The sequence below is a fragment of the Flavobacterium columnare genome (genome assembly GCF_014844295.1).
GTDB lineage: Bacteria > Bacteroidota > Bacteroidia > Flavobacteriales > Flavobacteriaceae > Flavobacterium > Flavobacterium columnare.
In genome coordinates this window covers 2,445,466-2,465,483 of sequence record NZ_CP054494.1, presented here as the reverse complement: position 1 = coordinate 2,465,483, position 20,018 = coordinate 2,445,466, and the positions used below count along the sequence as shown (strand labels likewise).

18 protein-coding genes and 1 pseudogene are annotated in these 20,018 nt (G+C 29.7%); 10 read left to right on the top strand and 9 right to left on the bottom strand.

The features are described from left to right. Window positions 1–210 precede the first annotated feature (210 nt). Together HUE53_RS10730 and HUE53_RS10725 are read right to left on the bottom strand one after the other, a co-directional pair. Window positions 211–675 carry a DUF4437 domain-containing protein gene (locus HUE53_RS10730; protein ID WP_192188480.1) on the bottom strand — a complete coding sequence of 155 codons (465 nt, stop codon included), beginning with the start codon at window positions 673–675 and terminating at the stop codon, window positions 211–213. A gap of 5 nt (window positions 676–680) precedes the next feature. Next, window positions 681–1,571, bottom strand: coding sequence for a haloalkane dehalogenase (locus tag HUE53_RS10725; protein ID WP_192188479.1), 891 nt, complete (start codon window positions 1,569–1,571; stop codon window positions 681–683). Between the two features lie 182 nt (window positions 1,572–1,753). Between HUE53_RS10725 and HUE53_RS10720 the strand changes: the two genes are divergently transcribed. From HUE53_RS10720 to HUE53_RS10690, 7 genes are all read left to right on the top strand, one after another. Further along, window positions 1,754–2,641: a LysR family transcriptional regulator gene (locus tag HUE53_RS10720; protein ID WP_094178401.1), complete on the top strand. Its 888-nt coding sequence runs from the start codon at window positions 1,754–1,756 to the stop codon at window positions 2,639–2,641. Between the two features lie 701 nt (window positions 2,642–3,342). Beyond that, entirely contained in the window at window positions 3,343–3,531 is a 189-nt protein-coding gene (locus tag HUE53_RS10715; RefSeq protein WP_192188478.1) for a hypothetical protein, read from the top strand. Continuing rightward, window positions 3,531–4,232 carry a hypothetical protein gene (locus HUE53_RS10710; RefSeq protein WP_192188477.1) on the top strand — a complete coding sequence of 234 codons (702 nt, stop codon included), beginning with the start codon at window positions 3,531–3,533 and terminating at the stop codon, window positions 4,230–4,232. Before HUE53_RS10715 ends, HUE53_RS10710 begins: the two co-directional genes overlap by 1 nt. A 166-nt stretch (window positions 4,233–4,398) precedes the next feature. Next, window positions 4,399–5,688, top strand: coding sequence for a TPR end-of-group domain-containing protein (locus HUE53_RS10705; RefSeq protein WP_192188476.1), 1,290 nt, complete (start codon window positions 4,399–4,401; stop codon window positions 5,686–5,688). 180 nt (window positions 5,689–5,868) lie between these two features. Next, window positions 5,869–6,663, top strand: a complete 795-nt coding sequence (locus tag HUE53_RS10700) for a class I SAM-dependent methyltransferase (protein ID WP_192188475.1) — start codon at window positions 5,869–5,871, stop codon at window positions 6,661–6,663. A 219-nt stretch (window positions 6,664–6,882) separates the two neighbouring features. Beyond that, on the top strand, window positions 6,883–7,998 hold the full coding sequence (locus HUE53_RS10695) for an AAA family ATPase (protein ID WP_192188474.1): 1,116 nt from the start codon (window positions 6,883–6,885) through the stop codon (window positions 7,996–7,998). Beyond that, window positions 7,988–8,710 carry a hypothetical protein gene (locus HUE53_RS10690; protein ID WP_192188473.1) on the top strand — a complete coding sequence of 241 codons (723 nt, stop codon included), beginning with the start codon at window positions 7,988–7,990 and terminating at the stop codon, window positions 8,708–8,710. Before HUE53_RS10695 ends, HUE53_RS10690 begins: the two co-directional genes overlap by 11 nt. 441 nt (window positions 8,711–9,151) lie before the next feature. On the opposite strand, the pseudogene HUE53_RS14585 reads toward HUE53_RS10690, so the two are convergent. After that, window positions 9,152–9,552: pseudogene (locus tag HUE53_RS14585) on the bottom strand (transposase); the annotation flags it as partial. Between the two features lie 148 nt (window positions 9,553–9,700). Here HUE53_RS14585 and HUE53_RS10680 point away from each other — a divergent pair. Both HUE53_RS10680 and HUE53_RS10675 read left to right on the top strand, forming a co-directional pair. Next, entirely contained in the window at window positions 9,701–10,216 is a 516-nt protein-coding gene (locus HUE53_RS10680; protein WP_192188472.1) for a MepB family protein, read from the top strand. Window positions 10,217–10,399: 183 nt separating this feature from the next. After that, window positions 10,400–11,281 (top strand): hypothetical protein, encoded by an 882-nt coding sequence (locus HUE53_RS10675; RefSeq protein WP_192188471.1) that lies wholly within the window; start codon window positions 10,400–10,402, stop codon window positions 11,279–11,281. Window positions 11,282–11,765: 484 nt separating this feature from the next. Here the strand turns inward: HUE53_RS10675 and HUE53_RS10670 are convergent, their stop codons facing one another. The 4 genes from HUE53_RS10670 to HUE53_RS10655 all read right to left on the bottom strand — a co-directional run bounded on the left by HUE53_RS10670 (window position 11,766) and on the right by HUE53_RS10655 (window position 15,713). Further along, a complete protein-coding gene (locus HUE53_RS10670) occupies window positions 11,766–12,470 on the bottom strand; it encodes a response regulator transcription factor (RefSeq protein ID WP_014165504.1) in 705 nt (234 codons plus the stop codon). A 2-nt stretch (window positions 12,471–12,472) separates the two neighbouring features. After that, window positions 12,473–14,056, bottom strand: a complete 1,584-nt coding sequence (locus HUE53_RS10665) for a sensor histidine kinase (protein WP_041253217.1) — start codon at window positions 14,054–14,056, stop codon at window positions 12,473–12,475. A 68-nt stretch (window positions 14,057–14,124) separates the two neighbouring features. Then, a complete protein-coding gene (gene coaE / locus HUE53_RS10660) occupies window positions 14,125–14,712 on the bottom strand; it encodes a dephospho-CoA kinase (RefSeq protein ID WP_065213435.1) in 588 nt (195 codons plus the stop codon). Further along, on the bottom strand, window positions 14,712–15,713 hold the full coding sequence (locus tag HUE53_RS10655; RefSeq protein WP_014165507.1) for a glycosyltransferase: 1,002 nt from the start codon (window positions 15,711–15,713) through the stop codon (window positions 14,712–14,714). The genes coaE and HUE53_RS10655 overlap by 1 nt, the downstream gene beginning before the upstream one ends. 384 nt (window positions 15,714–16,097) lie before the next feature. On the opposite strand from HUE53_RS10655, the gene HUE53_RS10650 reads away from it, so the two are divergent. Further along, window positions 16,098–16,895: a T9SS-dependent choice-of-anchor J family protein gene (locus HUE53_RS10650; RefSeq protein WP_041253218.1), complete on the top strand. Its 798-nt coding sequence runs from the start codon at window positions 16,098–16,100 to the stop codon at window positions 16,893–16,895. Between the two features lie 233 nt (window positions 16,896–17,128). On the opposite strand, the gene fabV is transcribed toward HUE53_RS10650, so the two are convergent. Continuing rightward, window positions 17,129–18,319, bottom strand: a complete 1,191-nt coding sequence (gene fabV / locus HUE53_RS10645; RefSeq protein WP_014165509.1) for an enoyl-ACP reductase FabV — start codon at window positions 18,317–18,319, stop codon at window positions 17,129–17,131. Between the two features lie 41 nt (window positions 18,320–18,360). Continuing rightward, window positions 18,361–20,013 (bottom strand): DNA repair protein RecN, encoded by a 1,653-nt coding sequence (recN, locus tag HUE53_RS10640; RefSeq protein WP_065213433.1) that lies wholly within the window; start codon window positions 20,011–20,013, stop codon window positions 18,361–18,363. Between the last annotated feature and the right edge of the window lie 5 nt (window positions 20,014–20,018).

Below are 20,018 nucleotides of genomic sequence, written 5' to 3'. Positions count from 1 at the left end.
CAAAAATACGAAACCCGTAAAAAAGTAATGTTTTGAGATTATTATACAAACTGATGATAGCTTTAATGTCCCTAAAACAAGTATTCTAAAAATAAAAAAACACAACACAAAATATATTTGTATCGTGTTTTAAAAATTCCCATTTATGAAATGATATTAATTGTTTAAGGACGATTTTGATCCAATATAATTACAAATGACACTTTTATCTTATTTTTTTGTTGGAGTAAAATCGAATCCAGCAGATTGATATGAATAAAAAACACAAGGTTCTTCAGAAACACAACCAGTTGTATGCGCTTGATTTGCAGGAACATACCAATAAGAACCAGGCCCCATTCTTTTTGCATTTTTAGGATCTTCATCACCAATAGGATTTATCATTGTTCCAGAGATTACAACAGCTTGATAACTATGACTATGTGTATGTTCTGGTGTAATAAAATTTTGACCTCCTGGAAATTTACCAAAATTACCATGTTCAGTTTCAAAAATAACTCCATTTGTAGGGGCAAACTCAATAGGAAAACCATCAAAAGCTGTTTTCCATTTTAACTCTTGGGCAGGAAGTATAACTGCAATTTCACCATGAGTATTAACTTTTTTAGTATGAGTAGCACAGCTAGATAATATGCTTAATAATAATAAAATTTTTAAATTGTTAATTTTATTCATAATTGTTAATTTTTAATGTTATCTAATTTTAATATAAAATCTTTAATTTTTTCACCAATTAAATCTGGATTATCTTCTTGGATAAAATGAACCCCTTTACCGATATTTACCGATTGCAAATTAGGCACATTTTCTATAATCCAATTACGAACAACTTCCGGCATAAACGCACCAGGTTCTGCATAAAAAAATAATTTAGGGAGTTTGGATTTTTGCAAAACTTCCCTATAATTTTTTACAATTGAAGCAGTTAATTCTGGTTTACCATTTAAAGGAACTTGAGATACAAATTTCCAAATTGGTTTTCTGCTTTCTACTGTTTGAAATGGAGCTCTATATCCTTGAAGTTCTTCTTTCGTCATATCTCTTGAAATCCACGTTGGTAAAACATCGTTTAAAAAAATATTGTCTTCAGCTATCATTTTATAACCTTCAGGACCTCGTAATTTATTAAAAAAATCAATGTTCTCTTGAGGGAAAAATGTTTCAATATCTTGAATTATTCCTTCCATAAAAACGATTGCTTTTACATTGTCTTGATGATTTGCAAAATAATTAAACCCTAAACCAGAACCCCAATCGTGTAAAACCAAAGTAATGTTTTTAAGTTCCATTTGCTCAATTAACTTTTCCAGATAGGCATATTGCTCCATATAAGTATAATCGATTGCAGGTTTGTCTGATTTCCCCATTCCAATTAAATCAGGAACTACTATATGATGTCCTGTTCCTTGAACATATGGCGTAATATTTCTCCATAAAAAACTATTGGATGGATTTCCATGTAAAAATAGGATTGGATTCCCTTTTTCTGCCTTGCCGTATTCCAATACGTGCATTTTACTTCCATAAATTTCATAATAACTTGAGACTTTTTCTTGTCTATTCTGTGCCATAATTTCTGTTTTAAAGATTATTGTTAAAAAAAAAATAGATAATAAAATTTGAAATCTATTGATTAAAAATATAAGAGTGTGCTTCATGATTTTTTTATTTTAATTTATGGGTCAAAGGTAAAAATCTTGTGTATATAAAAAAAATGAATTAATTTTATAAAAATTATAAAATTACTGAATACATGGATGTTTCGTTAAGGAATTTAAAACTAGTTAATGTTATTGTAAAAGAAGGATCAGTAACAAAAGCTTCTGAAAAATTGTTTCTTTCTCAACCAGCATTGAGCCATCAGCTTAAAAAATTAGAAGAAGAAATTGGTTTAAAAATATTTAGTCGTCTGAATAAGAAATTGATACTCACAGAAGTAGGCCAAATTTTGTTTTCTAATTCAGAAAAAATGTTGGCGTCCATTAATCAACTCAATTTCGAATTAGACGAAATAAAAAAAGGAAATAAAAAGAACATTCGATTGACAATTGAGTGTTATACCTGCTATCATTGGCTACCAAGAGTGGTTCAACAATTTACAAAAAATAATGTTGCAATAAATGTTCAAATTGATATTGAAGCTACCAAGGAGCCATTTCAATATCTCACAGAAGGGAAAATTGATTTAGCAATTGTAAGTAGCATAACTAAGAATTCCTCAATTAATTTCGAGCATTTGATAACGGATGAAATGGTCGTTATTTTGTCTAAAGATAATGAATTGATAGGATTAGAAAAAATAAATTTAACTGATTTAATCAATCAAAATCTAATATTATACGATATTCCTTCAGAAAAAAACTTCGTTCTTAACAATATCTTACATAACAATATTCGACTTGTAAACTCTATCCAAAAAGTGCAATTAACTGAAGCAATTATCGAATTGGTAAGTGCAAATTTAGGAATTTCAATAATGGCAAAATGGGCAGTCATTCCATTTTTAAAAAATAAAAATTTAGAGATGATCTCATTTCATGAAAATTTGGGAAATAGAGATTGGTACGTTGCAAGTCTAAATGAAATTTCTAAAATTGAAAACACTTTTATTAATGAAATTAAGAATCACTTTAAAAAATAGAAACAGATTGAAACGCACTCACTGAAACAACTATAAAAGAAGTTGATAATTTACAAATAAAATACCTTATCCTATTGTTATTAATACTGATAGTTAATATTAAATTATGAAACTTTTGAATTTGAATTACTACGTTTTGAACTAAAATAAAAAAAATATAAAAATAAATATTGATTAACAGCTGTGTAGAATCGACTCTGGTTAATACAATCTATATATTTAACTTCAACTTTTGAGATTTTTGCACTTAAAAATCACTTCCGAACTAACTAGAGCCGAAATTTGCAATATGTACCCAACCAACTAAACTCAATAGCGTATGAAGAAAATACCGTTTAAATTTATTCAAAATGATGAAATACCGAAAATATTGATGAAATTTATCGAAATCGATTCTGATTTATTGAGCTTAACACAGAAATAACCCTAAAAAAAATTAAGTCCTATTCATAACACCGTGCCATAACAGCGGTTACACGAGATTTGGGTTTTGGGCTTAATTTAAACTTGGTTTTGTACTTGAAAATTAGTGTTTAACCAAAAAATTAGTCTTAATTTAGTCCCAAACCTCGTGTAGCCGCGATACGTTGTAGGTAATTGTACGAGAAACGTGTTAAAAAGAAACCTAAGCGTAAAAAACAGAAAAAATTATGCTTTGGAATAAAATTTGCAGTATATTTGATATATTAAACAAAAGTATTATGTCAACAGAAGTTATAGTAAAAGTAAACGGAGAAGATGTTGGAGTTCGTGAAAACTATCACGGAGAAATCTTTATTAATAAAGCAATTTACTTAAAACACGACAGAATTACATCAGCAGTAGATGCATTGAGAAGAGCAAAAATTGTAGTTAAAAAATCTTCAAAAAAGAAGAAAGAGAAAGATTAATGACTTATACAATTTGGTTATTTCCGTTGATTAGTGGCTACTACTTTTTAAGTAACTTTGTTTACTCAAAACACAAATATGAAAGATTAGATAAAGATAGGTTAATCTTTCACTCTATTATTTATGGAATCTTTATTTACACATATCTATATTTATTCAGAATACTTTTAGAGTTTTATCATCCTGATTTTATACCATTTCTATATAAAAATTTATATAAACTGCATGTTTTAAAAGTTGATTATTTATGGACATGTATATTTGGGTTTGTAATTACTGTATTACTCACTAAACTTATTAATTTTATATTAGAAAAAGGTAACTATTATTGTTTGCCTTATCCGACATTCAGAGCTATTGAAAATTATGGAGATGATTTAGAAATACTTTTAAAAGATTGTATGCTTAAAGGATTACTTGTTCAAACAACCTTAAAGAACAACAAAGTCTACATTGGTTTAGTCGAATCTGTAAAACCTCCAAATGAAGAGAAATTTGTAAAAATTGTTCCTCTTATGAGTGGATATAGGAAATCTGAAAATAAAAAGTTAAAGTTAACAACAGATTATTTTGATGCATTTGACTTGTACAAAAGTTCTCCATCGAAATCTAATAATTTCAGTATGGAAATTATCCTAAATAAGTCGGAAATACTTTCTGCAAATGTTTTTGACTTGGAGATTTACGAAGCGTTTAATTAACAACTACCTACAACAGCGGTTTTGCAAGATTTGGGTTTCAGTCTTAAATTTAAAGTTCAGTTTGTACTTGCAAACGCCGTTAAAAAACAAAAAATTGGGAAGGCTTTCCCCAAACCTAGCAAAGCCACAAAACGTTGTGTGATATTTTACCGCTGAAAAACTAAAAATGAAAAAAATAACATTATTAGCATTATTTGCTACAATTTTCACTTCTTACAGTCAAAATTACAAAGATTTAATTAAAAAAGCGGATTCGTGTTACAATGAAAAATCATATAAATTATCAAATGATTACTTTAAAAAAGCATTTAAAATTGAAGCTAAAAATCCAAATGATTTATATAATAGTGCTTGTACATCTGCTTTAGCAAATGAAAAAGAAAACGCCTTTTTTTATTTAAAATTATCAATTAAAAATGGCTGGACAAATCTTGAACAATTAAAAACAGATAGTGACCTAGAAAATTTACATTCAGAATCGGAATGGTTAAATTTGATTAAAAAATTGCAGAAAAAAAATGATAAGGAAATAGCTTCACTTTTCAAAGGAGGCAAAGAAGTTGTAAAAATTTCAGTTTCTAAAACTGATGATTCAGGATTATATATAAATGACGAAAATTCTACAGAATTATTCTACTATAAATTTGTACCTAAAAACAAAATTAAAGGTGTTTTAGTTATTATTCCGTCTGGTGGAGAACTCGTTGAAAATACTTTAAAACAAATAAAACTGCATAAAATCGCCACAGAAAAAGGGCTTTTAGTAGTTGTTCCTTCGATAAATTGGGGAACAGATAATCGAGAAGCAGAATTTAAATTACTAGATAAAATTTTCAATGAAATTGTTGTTAAGGATAAAGTATCAAAAGATAAATTCATAATTGGTGGACTTTCAAGTGGAGCAATGATTTCTTTAACTTACGCTGAAAAGGCTACTAAAAATCCTGAAAAGTTTTTTCTAATTCCAAAAGGTGTTTTTGCATTAGACGCACCTTTAGACCAAGCGAGATTTTATAAATATTGTGAAAGAGAAATCGAAAGAAATATTTATGAGCCAGCAGTAAATGAAGCAAAATGGATAAAGAATAATTACGACAATATTTATGGAGGTTCTCCAGAAAAATTCTCTGAAAAATATGTAGAAAATTCTATTTATTCTTATGGCGCAAAAGATGGCGGAAACGCAAAGTATCTAAAAAAAATGCCTCTTTTAATGTTTACTGATTTGGATACAGATTGGTTAATTAATCAAAGACATCGTGATTTAAATGATTGGAATGGAATTGATATAATCTCAATGATAAACCAATTAAAAATAATGGGAAATGAAAACGCAAAAGTAATAGTTAGTCAAGGAAAAGGAATAAGATTAGATGGCTCAAAAAATCCACATTCTTGGTCAATTATGAATTCCGAAATTTGTCTGAATTGGATATTAGAAACAATTGATAAATAAAAAACATCACACAACAGCAGTTTGGCGCCATTGCTAGGCTTGGGCATACTTGGAAAATTTCTTTTTTTTCCAATCTTGGTTTTGTACCTGCAAACTTTTGTGCTATATTTACGCAACGGCGTCAAGCTGGCGGGACGTTGTGCACTATGTTTAAAAAAACCGTTTAAAACAAACTAAATTTTGGAAAATACAACAAATACAGAATACAAGGTTGGCGATTTGATTTACGATGCTAACATTTATGACGGACTAAATACTTTTCTTTCTGATTTTAGGTTCTATAAAAATTGGATGCCAAAAGAAGTAAATGCTGGAATACTTGAACTTTGTTGTGGTTCTGGACGACTTACAATACCTTTAGCCAAAGAAGGACTAAAAATCACTGGAATTGACAACTCAAAAACAATGTTGGAACAAGCTAAAGTAAAAGCAAAGAATGAAAAATTAGGAATCACTTTTATTGAAGCGGACATAAGAAATTTGGATTTAACCAATAAATACGACTTAATTTTTATTCCTTTTAATTCCATTCATCATTTGTATGAAAATCAAGACTTATTTAACACATTTAAAGTTGTCGAAAAACATTTGAAAGACGATGGTTTATTTATTTTTGATTGTTATAATCCAAACATTCAATACATAACAGAAGCTGAAAAAGGGAAAAATAAAATTGCTGAATATACAACAACAGATGAACGAAAAGTAATGATTGAGCAGACAATGAAATATGAAAGTAAAACTCAAATTAATAGAATTAAGTGGCATTATTTCATAAATGAAGCGTTTCATTCAGTACAAAATTTGGATATGAGAATGTATTTTCCTCAAGAATTGGATACATATTTGAAATGGTCGGGATTTACAATTCAACATAAATTTGGAAATTTTGAAGAAGCAAAATTTAATGACAAATCAGAAAAACAGATTTTTGTTTGTGTAAAAAGTAAAGAAATAAATAAAAATAATAAATAACACAGTGCACAACAGCGGTTTCAAGAAATGGCGAGGCACGGGATTTATCAGAAATTGGAAAGGTTTTTAATTAAAAGTTTTGCCTATATTTGTAAAGGCTTGGTCTTGATTCATCGCCACTTCTTAAAGCCGTGAAACGTTGGCAGTAACACTAAAAAACTGCCGTAATTTTTTTACGGCATTATTTTTTTCATTATCTTTGGCAAAAATGTAATAGAAATGCTTAGAAAATTTAAAGTTTCAAACTTTAAAAGTTTTGAAAAAGATTTTGAAATAGATTTGACTAATGTTAATGGTTATGAATTTAATAAAAGTTCTATCAAAAATGGAATAGTCAACAATGCCATTATTTACGGTCATAACGGTGTTGGTAAATCAAATTTAGCTCTTGCAATTTTTGATATCATTGAGCATTTAACTGACAAACAAAGAAATGAGTCTGTTTATAAAAATTATTTAAACGCTTATTGTAAATCTGATGTAGCAACTTTCTATTATGAATTTTTAATAAATTCAAAAATTGTAAAATACGAATATAAGAAAACTGACTACAAAACTATATCTTTTGAACGTTTTACAATAGATGATGAAGAACTTGTCTTATTTGATAGAGTTAATAAATCAAGTGCTATAATAAAACTAAAGGGAGCAGAAACATTAAAAACGGAAATAGAAAATTCTGAATTATCTATTCTTAAATACATAAAAAACAATACTAATCTCGAGCATAATGACGTAAATAATACGTTTACTACGTTTTTTTACTTTATTGAGCAAATGTTATATTTCCGCTCATTAAATGACAGAATTTTTCTTGGTTTTGATATTGGAGGAAAGCATATTTTAGAGGACATTATTAAGAAGAAAAATGTTGAAAATTTTGAATCTTTTTTAAATTCAGCAGGAATAGAATGTAAATTATCTATTGTTGAAGAACTAGGTAAAAATTCAATTGTTTTTGATTTTAATGGAAAACAACTTCCATTCGGTGAAGTTGCATCAACAGGAACTTTTGCACTTGCTCACTTCTATTTTTGGTACCAAAGTATAAAAGAAAATGGAACAGTTTCATTTGTCTTTATTGACGAATTTGATGCCTTTTATCATCATTCTTTGTCTGCTTTGATAGTTAAAAAATTAAAAGAAACAGATGTACAATTCATTCTTACAACTCATAACACTTCAATAATGACTAATGATTTATTAAGACCAGATTGTTACTTTGAAATGACTAAAAAGCAAATACGTTCTTTATCTAAAAGTACACAAAAAGAGTTGAGAGAAGCGCACAATATCGAAAAAATGTATAAAGCTGGTTCATTCGATGTCGAGTAAAGTATTATTTATTTTTGAAGGCCCTAAACTAGAGAAATTAATTACAGACAATTTAACTAAATTCTTTGTAAATGAAAACACTGTAATTACTTGTGCATATTGTACAACTATTTATAAAATGTATTCAGAAATCTCAGAAGATGAAGATTTAGACACTTTTAACTTACTTAAGGAAATAGAAATCAATAAAGAAAAACTAAAGGATTTTAAAAGGTCTGATTTTGCACAAATTTATATGTTTTTCGATTATGATGGTCACGCAACAAATGCCAGTGATGAAAAAATAAAAAAATTGTTAGGATTCTTTAATGAAGAAACTGAAAAAGGTAAACTTTATATAAGTTACCCAATGGTAGAAGCATTTAAACATATTGAAGATTTTGATACATTTGAAGAATTAAAAGTTCCTTGTAGAGAAAATATTGATTATAAAAGAATTGTAAGACAGAAAGGTTTAGAAAGCTTAAAACATATTATCAATTATGAAATAGATAATTGGTCAGAATTAATCAATGCTCATCTTAAAAAAATGAACAAAATTGTACACAATTCATATATCTTTCCAAATGATGTTATTGAACAAATAATCATTTTTGACAATCAATTAACCAAATATATTAATTTAGATAAAACTGTAGGGATTTTAAGTGCATTTCCCGTATTCCTTCATGATTATTATGGTAACGAAGAAATAAAAAAACGTATAGAATAAAAGTACTACTGCCAACAAGCGTTTGGCAAGATTGCGAATTTTGTGGTAAATTCACGTTTATTTCTCGCAAGAAATTTTATCTTTAACAGAAAATAATCGGTTCCGAACTTCGCAACCTCGCCAAGCGCCGGGACGTCAGGCTGTGAAAAAAACTCTTTTTTGAATACAATTCATCCCACCAAACTGACATAACTTTATTTTAAACAATGCTATTTTTGAACTTATTTTGAGGTGTTTCAAAAAATATAAAGCCTATAAACAGGTTTAAATAAGTCGTTTTTATCAAAAACAAGTCCTTTGTCTTGTAAGGTGAGTTCCAAGCTTTAATTTTTGCTATTAAATCAGGGACTCCAAGGATATTTATGGTACGCTTGATGTTGTACACTAGCATAATCAAGCTATGTTCTCCGTTTACTTTTTCAAGTCCTATTAAATTGGTATGATTGTATCCCCATCGGCATCTTTCAAAAAAGAAACAAACAGTTTAAAGAGTTGCTTCAATGCTTTGGGATTGTCTTTTCTAAAATCAGAAATACTGTGATAATTAGGACGAATATCTTCCAGTAACCACTGCATTTCTATGTTACGAATGCATTCTTTTTCTAGTTTTTTGGAGCTGCGAATACCATTCAAATAACCGTATAAATAGATTTTAAGAAACACTTGGATATTGAAACTTGGACGACCTTCTTTTTTAAAATCACTGCTGTAAATCCTACTTTTTGAAGGTCTATGTGTTCAATAAAAGCATCTATGAATCGAACAGGATTATCAGAAGTAATTTTGTCTTCTAAACTCGATACAGGTAACTGATTACGGGAAATCCCTTGGATGTGCTGCATTTTTAAAAATACGAAAATTCCTCTTTTTTAACAAACTATTTTAGCTATATTTGGTGAGGTTTCTGAGTTTTTTCACAGACTGACGTTAGCTGTCATTGCGGTGCAACGCAGAAAAACTGAACTCACAGAAAATTAATTAAGCCAAAAATTGACAAATTCCAGCAAAATATTTTCCGAAATTGAACTTATAAATAATCGTATTTTTCAGGTTTGCGGAATAGTACTTGAAAATGTAGAAACCGAAATAGAAAGCCAAGAATATTTCGCACATAATTTTGAGCTGAATAAACAAAAAGCAAAATTCAGAATGGCGAAAATTACACCGACTAAAACGGGGCAATTTGTAACAATCTGGAAACGAAACGAAAACAAAATAACTGAACCGTATAATATCGACGACGAATTTGAATTTTATATAATAGCAACTCGACAAGAAGAAAAATTTGGAGTTTTCATCTTTGACAAAACAATTTTAAGTGAAAACAAAATTCTGACAAGGAAAAGTGGACAAGGAAAACGTGGAATAAGAGTTTATCCTACTTGGAGCGTAACAGAAAGTAAACAAGCACAGAAAACTCAAAATTGGCAAACAAAATATTTTGTAGAAATTAGAACCGAAACCGACATAAACAAAGCAAGAAAGTTGTTAAAAGAACTAACCTAAAAGAAGCAACGAACAGCTAACAGCGGTTTCACAAAATGGCGAGAATATTAGTAAATTCATATTTGTTTTTCGCTATTAAATTATATCTTAGTGGAAAATTTATCGTCCCGAAGTTCGCCACTTCTTGAAGCCAGCGGGACGTTATATGCCACCTTATGACGACAGACGGTAAAACAAAGAATTATGTTTAAAAACCTATTCAATAGACAAAACGGAAAGACAAAAAGTGTTTTTCTTGCGGGTTGGGAAGTTCATTTGAACGGAGACCAACAATGTGACAATTTCATTGCGACTCAAATTACAAACAAGAGAACAGTCGATACACTTTATAGTGGAATTGAGTTAGTTTTTGAAAATGACAAACTAATAAGAGCTTATGACTATGAAGAAGGAAACAGAAAGGACAGAGAGCTCAAAGCAGACGAAATAGGACTGGAATATAAAGAGTTTGAAGAAAATAGAATATTGCAGTTAGTTGAAGACAAAAATGGACTACACCAACTTGGGGGAGAAATCCCAAACGACTTTCAATTACCAGACAATAATTGTGTTGTTCCCTTTCAATATATGGGGTTCATTGACAATAGGGACAAAAATCTTAGTTGGTTGCCATTTAAAGTTCATTTGACTTGTCCAATTTATTTAAACATTGGAAACGTATTCTTAGATTATTCAAATCCAAACAAACCTACTATAATCAATAGAGATGAAGTTGAGAAAGCTGACACATCATACGATGACGACCTTAATCAAAACTCTGAAATAGTGTTTAATGAAATGAAATTTTCCTTTGTCGAGGAAGAAGAGTTTTCAGGAACTGGACATTCAGGATTACCAAATTGGATACAATATCCCGGCATTCCAATGTGTCCAAAATCAGGAAAGAGAATGAAATTCCTTTGCCAATTAAATGGTGGGGTAACTGTAAAACGAACAAACGTTGATCCTAAAGATGAGTGGTATAGACACTATTACGAAGAACTGAACTTTTGGGGTGACGGTGACTTATTTGTATTCTTTGAACCGACATCAAAAGTTGCTTGCTATTTTATACAAAACACATAGAATGACAAGAAAGGCGGCATATAACAGCTAAGGTTTCGTTGGGCTCGAAGAGCCAACAATGAAACCTCTGTTGAACGGAACCGTTGAGATTCCATCCATTATGGGAATATCGAAGTAAAAATTTAAGAATATACAAGAGGCATTTAACGCCTCTTTTTTTGAAGTCTACTTTAGGTGGTTTTTAGCGTGATTTCCTTCACTTATGGGTAAAATCCCCGTATTACTTTATTTTGAAAAAGTTTTTGGGGAGTATATGCAAGACAAAACGTCTTGTGAGCTCCTCTAAGAAAGTGTCATTTGTTTTTTAATTCCCTTACGACTTGTAATGTTTATAGTGTAACTTGAGCCACACTTAGGACACTTTTTTATTTTTTTCACAAATAAAGAAGTATATTGAAAGTAGTTTCAATATACTTCTCTTTATCTACTTATTTCATTGGGCTTAATAACATTTTTTAGGTGCTATTTTTACTACATTGTCTTTTTAGTTATTCTTTACAACTAATCGAAACCCTTCTCCATGAATATTAAGTATTTCGACGTTTTCGTCGTGTTTAAGATATTTACGCAACTTGGCAATATAAACATCCATGCTACGAGAAGTGAAGTAATTATCATCTCTCCAGATTTTAGTTAAAGCTAACTCACGTGGCATTAAATCATTTTCGTGCAATGCTAACATTTTTAGTAGTTCATTTTCTTTTGGAGAAAGTTTTACGGGCTCTTCTCCTGGATAAGTTAAGAAGCGTAACTTAGCATTTAAATGAAACTTACCTATTTCAAATTCATATTTGCTAGTATCTCCTTTTATTTCAGAAGTTTTTCGCTGAATAATGGCTCGTATTTTCATCAACAACACTTCTGAATCAAAAGGTTTGTTTAAATAATCGTCTGCTCCTACTTTGTATCCTTTTAAGACATCCTCTTTCATGGTTTTTGCAGTAAGGAAAATAAGAGGGACTTCTTTATTTTTTTCTCTTATTTCTTTTGCTAATGTAAAGCCATCTTTATAAGGCATCATGACGTCTAAAATACATAAATCATATTCGTCTTTTTTAAATTTCTCGAAGCCTTCCATTCCGTTTTTAGCTAATGTTACTTCAAAATCATTCATGCTTAAATAGTCTCGAAGAATTGAGCCAAAATTAGGATCATCTTCTACTAATAATATTTTTTTTACCATTTCCATAATCAAACTATTAAGGGTAATTTTATTATAAATGTACTTCCTTTACCTTTTTCACTTTCTACCATCACTTCTCCGTGATGATCATCCATAATTCTTTTTACATAGGCTAATCCCAATCCATGTCCTTTAACATTATGAATATCACCTGTGTGTTCTCTATAAAACTTATCAAAAATCTTTTTTTGTGCCACTTTACCTATTCCAATTCCATTATCTTTTATTTTTACGACAATAAAATTTTTGATATTTTCTGTACTTATTTCTATCATGGGTCTTTCCGGTGTATACTTGACCGCATTTTCTAGAACATTTACCAAAACATTAGTAAAATGAATGTCATTCAGTAGAGCTTTTGATTTTAAGGCTTTGAAATTTGTTTTCATTTCACCTTGACGATCTTCCACTATTAAACTAACGTGTTCAATTGCCTCTTCTAACATATCGTGTACATCGTGACATTCTTTTGTTATATCTAATTCTTTTCTTTCTAATTTTGAAATCCTTAAGACATTTTCTACTTGTGCATGCATTCTCTTATTTTCGTCTTTGATCATTTGTAAATAACGTTGCACTTTTTCTTTATCATCAATCACTTTAGGGTTTCGAATAGCATCTAAAGCTAAATTAATTGTTGCAATAGGCGTTTTAAATTCGTGAGTCATATTATTAATAAAATCCGTCTTGATTTCAGAAATATGACGTTGGGTATTTAATTGTTTTAAAGCACTATAATAAGCTACGATGATAATAGATGTAAACAAGAAAGCTAAAAATGCGATTCCAACAAAATCAGAAGCTAAAAACACTTTCTTTTTAGGGAAACTTAATAACAATTGATATCTACTAATTCCGTCGTTATCTGTAAAAAGAGGCGTATCGTAGGTGTTTTTTTTATCATATTTAAAGTGCTCTGATTTTACTTTAGTAGCTAAACCATTATTATAAACTCCAAATTCAAAAGGAGTATTTATTCCTAATGCTTTTAGTTCATTTGCAAATAAAATCTGTAATTGTTCTACACTAACTCTTTGTGAAACTTGTCTAGTTGACGCTATGTCTTTAAAATTTAGTTCAAAAGTTGCTTTATCTAAGATCTCTACGACTCCCGCTTTTTCTATTCGTTCAGAAGGTTGAACTGTGGAAGTCATATTCTGATCGTTTAGGGTAGTTTCGTTATATACTTCTGTTACTCGTTTTGCTACATAATTTTTGATGCGGGTAGAGTCATTATTTTTATCAAAGAACGAGGAAGATACGGAATAATCCTCAGGAATTATACTGTTTGAATAAATAATCGTTTGATTTGTTAATTCGTTTTTTTCTACATAAAAAAACTTCATTAATTCACTTCGTTCTGGATCTTTACCTATACTATCTTTTATCTTACTAAATCGACTTAAAAAAGAATAGGCTTCCTGCTCTTCTACTTCTCTAGCTACATTATCAATTACTTGTTTAACTTGGTATTTAAACTGTTCTTCCTTATTTTTAAAGGAAACATTTATCAAATATCCTTGCACAGCCACAATTCCTAGTAGAGCGATAGACATTAAGACTACGACAAAACGAAACCAATTCTTATTCATTGAAACAAATATAATATTTTAACATTTAACTGTTAAAAAAATTAACCAAACATTAACAACAAAGAATTTTAATAAAAATTTGATAAAATTTTAAGAATATCCTCCAATTGTTTTCGGGTTTCTTCTAAATTTTCATTTTTTATAACAAAATCACTTTTAAGGATTTTTTCTTTATCCGATGATTGATTTTTCATACGTTCTAAAACTGCTTCTTTAGTCAACTGATCGCGTTTCATGACTCTTTTAACACGCATTTCTTCTGAAGCAGTAACTACAATTATTTTATCACAATCCTTATAGCTTCCACTTTCAAAAAGTATAGCTGACTCTTTTATGATAAAAGGATATGAATGATGAAATTGCAACCATGTTTTAAAATCTTTAGCTACTAACGGATGTATTAATTCATTCAGTTTTTTTAGTTTTGAAGGATCATTAAAAACAATTTGGGCTAATTGTTTTCGATCTATTTTTCCTTCTATTAATACTTTATTACCGAATAGCTGCACTACTTGATGAATCGTTTCGGGCAACTCCATTATTTTTCGAGCTTCCTCATCAGCTATATAAACAGGCACTCGATTCTCTTGAAATAAACGAGCTATTGTCGTTTTTCCACTGCCTATTCCTCCTGTTAAACCAATAATTTTAGTCATCAAACTTTGAAAAATAATTCTGGAAAAGCTTCTTCTGGTGATTTTTTTAAGATATTTATTTTATAATATGATTCTATAAACCCCATACCGTACCCAAAAAACTGTCTCCAAACAGCAACGATAGAATACAAACCTACTTTAAAATTCTTATTCTTATATGTTGAAACTGTCATTACCAAAACAGTGTATAAGAAATATAGTTTTAACAACCAGTCAAACAAAAATAAGAAACTTAAGAATATCCCAAGAAAAAATCCTACGACAAATAAAGACGGTAAAAAGAATGTTGGCTTAGCATACTCAGGATACCATTTATTTAAAATAGGTCTGACCTTTCCAAATTTATTAACTTGAATATAAAATTTTTCCCAATCAATTCTTCGTTTATGATATACAAAAGCATTAGAAATTAATTTTGTTTCAAATCCCATTTCCCACAAACGAATAGACAAATCAGGGTCTTCACCTGGGTGAATATTAGAAAATCCTTTTGATGCTTCAAATGCTTTTCTGGAAATTCCCATATTAAAACTTCTAGGTTGAAATTTTCCTATTTTTTCGCTAGCTCCTCTTATACCTCCTGTAGTAAGTACAGAAGTCATTGCAAAATTAATAGCCTTTTGGATAGGTGTAAAACTGGCTAACATATCATCGGGGCCTCCAAAACAGTCTACATATTTTTCTGACAAGGATTTTTCAACTTCCAACAGATATTGCGATGGAAGTATGCAATCGGAATCTAAAATAATATAATAATCCCCTTTTGCATATTGCATTCCAAAATTACGAGAATCGCCTGGGCCTGAATTATATTTTAGATAATATGTTAAGTTTAACTTGGTTCTATATTTATCTATTATATGCTCACAAGGTACTGTTGAACCATCTTCAACAATAATAATTTCAAAAGGCTTATTATAAGTTTGTTTGGTTAAACTTTCTAATAATTCATCTATTTCATCAGGTCTATTATAAACAGGGATAACAAAAGAAAAATTCATTCTTCTTATTTTTTTGACAAAGTTACATTTTTAACAAAAAAAGTCATGAAAAATAAATGCTTTTTTACCTTATTTTCACGCTTTTTTTCGCTAGAATATTCCAAAATTACAATTTATCATAAATCCTCCTTCTTTTGATTGCTCTAAGAAGTTTTTTACTACTCTAATGAAAGACATCTAACAATTTAGTTCTATTGAATATTTTTTATTTTTAACATTAAACAAGCAAACTAATAACTCCAAAAGTACTTTATTTATAGATTTTATTATAGAGATCGATAGCCGTAGTTTTATATATAAAACACTTTTAAAAAAATCAAACTTCTATTTTATTTTAATAAAACCATCTTTTACCTTTACACGATAATTAAAATAGTTTAAAAAATGAAGAAGATTATTATGTTTTTTTTAGGATGCTTAAGTATCAATGCTCAGTTCAATCAAAATTTTGAAAATTTGCCAAATACTATACAGTTAGAAGTTAACGGGTGGAAAGTTTTAAACAATAAAGATAATGAATCGAGTTGGGGGCTTTATGCTAATGATAATTACTTTCCTAGAACTGGCAAAAATTGCGCTATGATAGTAAAAGGAAAAAGCTCTGGTCTTAACGATGATTATTTAATTACTCCTAAAATTTCTGTAACACAAGCTGTAAATGATCAATTGAGTTATTGGATAAGTACGGTATTCATTCCTGATAGCGAAAAATACAGTCTACTTAAGCTATCCACAAATAATCCTACTGAAGAGGATTTAAATAATCAATCCAATGTATTAGTTAACAATGAAAACATTGAGTATCAATGGAAGTTTAAAACGATAGATTTAAGACCCTATATAGGGCAAGATATTTATTTAGCGTTTAAAGTAACTGATCTAAAAGGAGGTATAAAAGTAGATGATGTTATAAATAACACTTACGGAACTCTGAGTACCGACATTTTTAGTACCGATTTGTTTCAATTATACCCAAATCCTGTTATTGATCATTTAAAAATATCTTCTCAATCACAAATGAAAAGCATTTCTTTATTTAATCTTTTTGGAGAAGAAATTTACAGTAGAAACATTACTAGCATTGAACATAATTTAGATTTATCTAATCTAAAAGCGGGAGTTTATTTTTTAAAAATAAATTCAGGAAAACAAACTAAAACAACAAAAATCATTAAATCTTAATGGATTGGTTTGCTTTCTTTAGCGAATATGAAATCTTTTTTGATAGATATTCTGAGTTAGTTTCTATTATTACTAGGTAATTTAAATTAGGGGTCCAGGATATTATATAAATAACACCTCTCAAAAATATTATTTTTCTGAGAGGTGTTTTATTAACAGATGCCTATCTAATCTAAAAGATAAGGCTGTTTTTAGAACAGCCTTATCTTACATCTATACCCTTTGGTCTTTTATTACCCAATACTTTCAATAACAACCCTTTCGTTTGTATCAGCTAAATAATCAACACCTTCAAAACCAAAACCAAATAAATTCAAAAAGTCACTCTTGTAACCTGCTAAATCTCCTATTTCTTTTAAAGTTTCTGTACTTGCTTGTTCCCATAAAGTTTTAACAGCTTCTTGAACATCTGCGCGCATTTCCCAATCATCTACACGAATACGCCCTTTTTCATCTACTGGTACTGCTGCTCCAGTATATAAACATTCTGAAAACAAACGTTGCATTTGTTCAATACAGCCTTCGTGTATTCCTTTTGTTTTCATTGTTTTATATAATAATGATATATACAATGGAATCACAGGAATTGCGGAACTGGCTTGTGTAACCAAAGCTTTATTTACAGATACAAAGGCGCGTCCGTTAATATTCTTTAATTTTTCATCTATTTCAAAGGCTGTTGCTTCAAGGTGGTCCTTGGCACGACCAATAGTTCCTTTTCTATATACAGCTTCTGTGACTTCTGGGCCAATATACGAATAAGCAACAGTAGTAGCACCTTCAGCTAACACCCCTGCATCCATCATAGCATCCATCCACATTGTCCAATCTTCACCTCCCATTACGACTACTGTATTGTCTATATCTTCTTGTACAGCAGGTTGGATAGAAACTTCTGATACTACTCCTGTATGAAAATCAACTGTTTTATCGCTAAAAACCTGACCTATAGGTTTTAATACGGAACGATGTAACACTCCTGTATCTGGGTGCATACGTACTGGTGAAGCTAAACTATATACAACAAGATCGACCTGACCCAGGTCCGTTTTTATCATTTCAATCGTTTTTTGCTTAATTTCTTTTGAAAAAGCATCACCATTAATACTTTTAGCATACAAACTTGCTTTTTTTGCTTCTTGTTCAAAAGCAGCGGAATTATACCATCCTGGAGTAGCTGTTTTTCCTTCTGCTGGTTCTTTTTCAAAGAAAACCCCAATTGTAGAAGCATCACTACCAAAAGCAGCTGTAATTCTAGAAGCTAAACCAAAACCTGTAGAAGCTCCAATGACTAATACTCTCTTTGGTCCATTAATTTTTCCTTTAGATACTACGTAATTAATTTGGTTTTTAACACTTTGAGCACAACCTTCTGGATGTGCTGTCAAGCAGATAAAACCTCTCATTCTCGGTTCAATAATCATTTCTTTTCAATTAGTTTGATTAGCAAATTTAATTTAAATAATTAGTTAAGCAATGCTTTTGCATGTGCAATAGCAGAGTCTGAAATATTTTTACCTGATAGCATTTCTGCTATTTCTATTATTCGTTCTTCTAGAGACAGTAATTTTAATTCTGAAACAGTAACATCTGCTCGATCTGATTTAAAAACTTTATAATGTTGCTGTCCTTTAGATGCAATTTGGGGTAGATGTGTGATAGCAAACACTTGCATTTTTTCACTCATTAACTTCATTATGTTTGCCATTTTTTGAGCTACTTCACCTGACACTCCTGTATCTATTTCATCAAAAATTATTGTTGGCAATTTCGAATAGTTTGCTAAAACCGCTTTTACAGCTAACATGATACGTGACATTTCACCTCCTGAAGCTACTTTTTTTAGCAATCCAAAATCAGTTCCTTTGTTTGCAGAAAACAATAATTGGATTTCATCTTTTCCGTTGGCTAAGAATGTTTCTGACTCTTTTATATCAAATTCAAAACGGGCATTTGACATTCCTAATTCATTTAAAATAATTCCTATTTGAGAAACTAAGGTAGGCACTGCCTCTTTACGCTTTTTAGAAATAGTTGTGGTTAATTCTACTAACTTTTCTTGTATTGTATTTATTTCGGATTGTAGTTTTTCTATTTGTTCATCAAGATCTCCTGCAAATACAACTTTTGCATCTAAATCTTTTTGAATTTGAATTAATTCTTCTACAGTAGTTACTTGGTGCTTTTTTTGGAGATTATAAATAAGTTGTAGTTTTTGACTTACCCATTCTAACTTTTCAGGATCACTAAAAAGTTTTTCTCTTTGATTTTCTAAATCGCTTACTAAATCATCCATTTCTATCAAGACACTTGTTATTCTTTCAAACAAAGCTTGGTATTCTTGAGAAAAATTTCCTATTTTTTGAAGTGCGTTTTTTACTTCTTTTACATTTTGTAAAATCCCTATTTGCTCTTCATTATTTAATGCAATAGATTTATCAAGATTTTCTTTTATTATTTCAATATTGTTTAATTTTTCAAAAATATCTTCTAATTCTTGCTGTTCTCCTTCTTTGAGATTAGCATTAACTAATTCTTGTAGCAAAAAACTATTATAATCTGCTTCTTTAGCTAAAGATTCTTTTTCTGATAAAATTTTCTTTAATGATCCTTGAAGTGATTTGTACTGTTTTAGATTTTTTTGATAGGTGTTTAATACGGTTCCATTAGAAGCTATAGCATCTAAAATTTCTATTTGATATGATTCTTCTGTTAATTCACGTGTTTGCTGTTGTGAATGAATATCAATCAAAAAAGTACCCAACTCTTGTAATTCGGTTAAATTTATAGGACTATCATTTACAAATGCTCTTGACTTACCAGAAGGAAGAATTTCACGACGAATTATGGTTACTTCTTCAAAATCCATATCATTTTGTTTAAAAAAATCTTGTAGATTATAGGCAGATAAGTTAAAATGAGCTTCTATCACACATTTTTGTTCTTTATCTTTAAGAGATCCTAAATCCGCTCGATTTCCTAAAACTAATCCGAGTGCTCCTAATAGGATGGATTTACCAGCCCCTGTTTCACCCGTGATTATAGAGAACTGATCAGAAAAATTCATTTCTAATTGTTCTATTAACGCAAAATTTTTAATTGATAATTGTATAAGCATGATAC

What these genes read in the sequence shown, in the direction of transcription:
- HUE53_RS10730 (WP_192188480.1), bottom strand. Translation starts at nt 675, where the DNA reads ATGAATAAAATTAACAATTTAAAAATTTTATTATTATTAAGCATATTA.
- HUE53_RS10725 (WP_192188479.1), bottom strand. Translation starts at nt 1,571, where the DNA reads ATGGCACAGAATAGACAAGAAAAAGTCTCAAGTTATTATGAAATTTAT.
- HUE53_RS10720 (WP_094178401.1), top strand. Translation starts at nt 1,754, where the DNA reads ATGGATGTTTCGTTAAGGAATTTAAAACTAGTTAATGTTATTGTAAAA.
- HUE53_RS10715 (WP_192188478.1), top strand. Translation starts at nt 3,343, where the DNA reads ATGTCAACAGAAGTTATAGTAAAAGTAAACGGAGAAGATGTTGGAGTT.
- HUE53_RS10710 (WP_192188477.1), top strand. Translation starts at nt 3,531, where the DNA reads ATGACTTATACAATTTGGTTATTTCCGTTGATTAGTGGCTACTACTTT.
- HUE53_RS10705 (WP_192188476.1), top strand. Translation starts at nt 4,399, where the DNA reads ATGAAAAAAATAACATTATTAGCATTATTTGCTACAATTTTCACTTCT.
- HUE53_RS10695 (WP_192188474.1), top strand. Translation starts at nt 6,883, where the DNA reads ATGCTTAGAAAATTTAAAGTTTCAAACTTTAAAAGTTTTGAAAAAGAT.
- HUE53_RS10690 (WP_192188473.1), top strand. Translation starts at nt 7,988, where the DNA reads ATGTCGAGTAAAGTATTATTTATTTTTGAAGGCCCTAAACTAGAGAAA.
- HUE53_RS10675 (WP_192188471.1), top strand. Translation starts at nt 10,400, where the DNA reads ATGTTTAAAAACCTATTCAATAGACAAAACGGAAAGACAAAAAGTGTT.
- HUE53_RS10670 (WP_014165504.1), bottom strand. Translation starts at nt 12,470, where the DNA reads ATGGAAATGGTAAAAAAAATATTATTAGTAGAAGATGATCCTAATTTT.
- HUE53_RS10665 (WP_041253217.1), bottom strand. Translation starts at nt 14,056, where the DNA reads ATGAATAAGAATTGGTTTCGTTTTGTCGTAGTCTTAATGTCTATCGCT.
- coaE (WP_065213435.1), bottom strand. Translation starts at nt 14,712, where the DNA reads ATGACTAAAATTATTGGTTTAACAGGAGGAATAGGCAGTGGAAAAACG.
- HUE53_RS10655 (WP_014165507.1), bottom strand. Translation starts at nt 15,713, where the DNA reads ATGAATTTTTCTTTTGTTATCCCTGTTTATAATAGACCTGATGAAATA.
- HUE53_RS10650 (WP_041253218.1), top strand. Translation starts at nt 16,098, where the DNA reads ATGAAGAAGATTATTATGTTTTTTTTAGGATGCTTAAGTATCAATGCT.
- fabV (WP_014165509.1), bottom strand. Translation starts at nt 18,319, where the DNA reads ATGATTATTGAACCGAGAATGAGAGGTTTTATCTGCTTGACAGCACAT.
- recN (WP_065213433.1), bottom strand. Translation starts at nt 20,013, where the DNA reads ATGCTTATACAATTATCAATTAAAAATTTTGCGTTAATAGAACAATTA.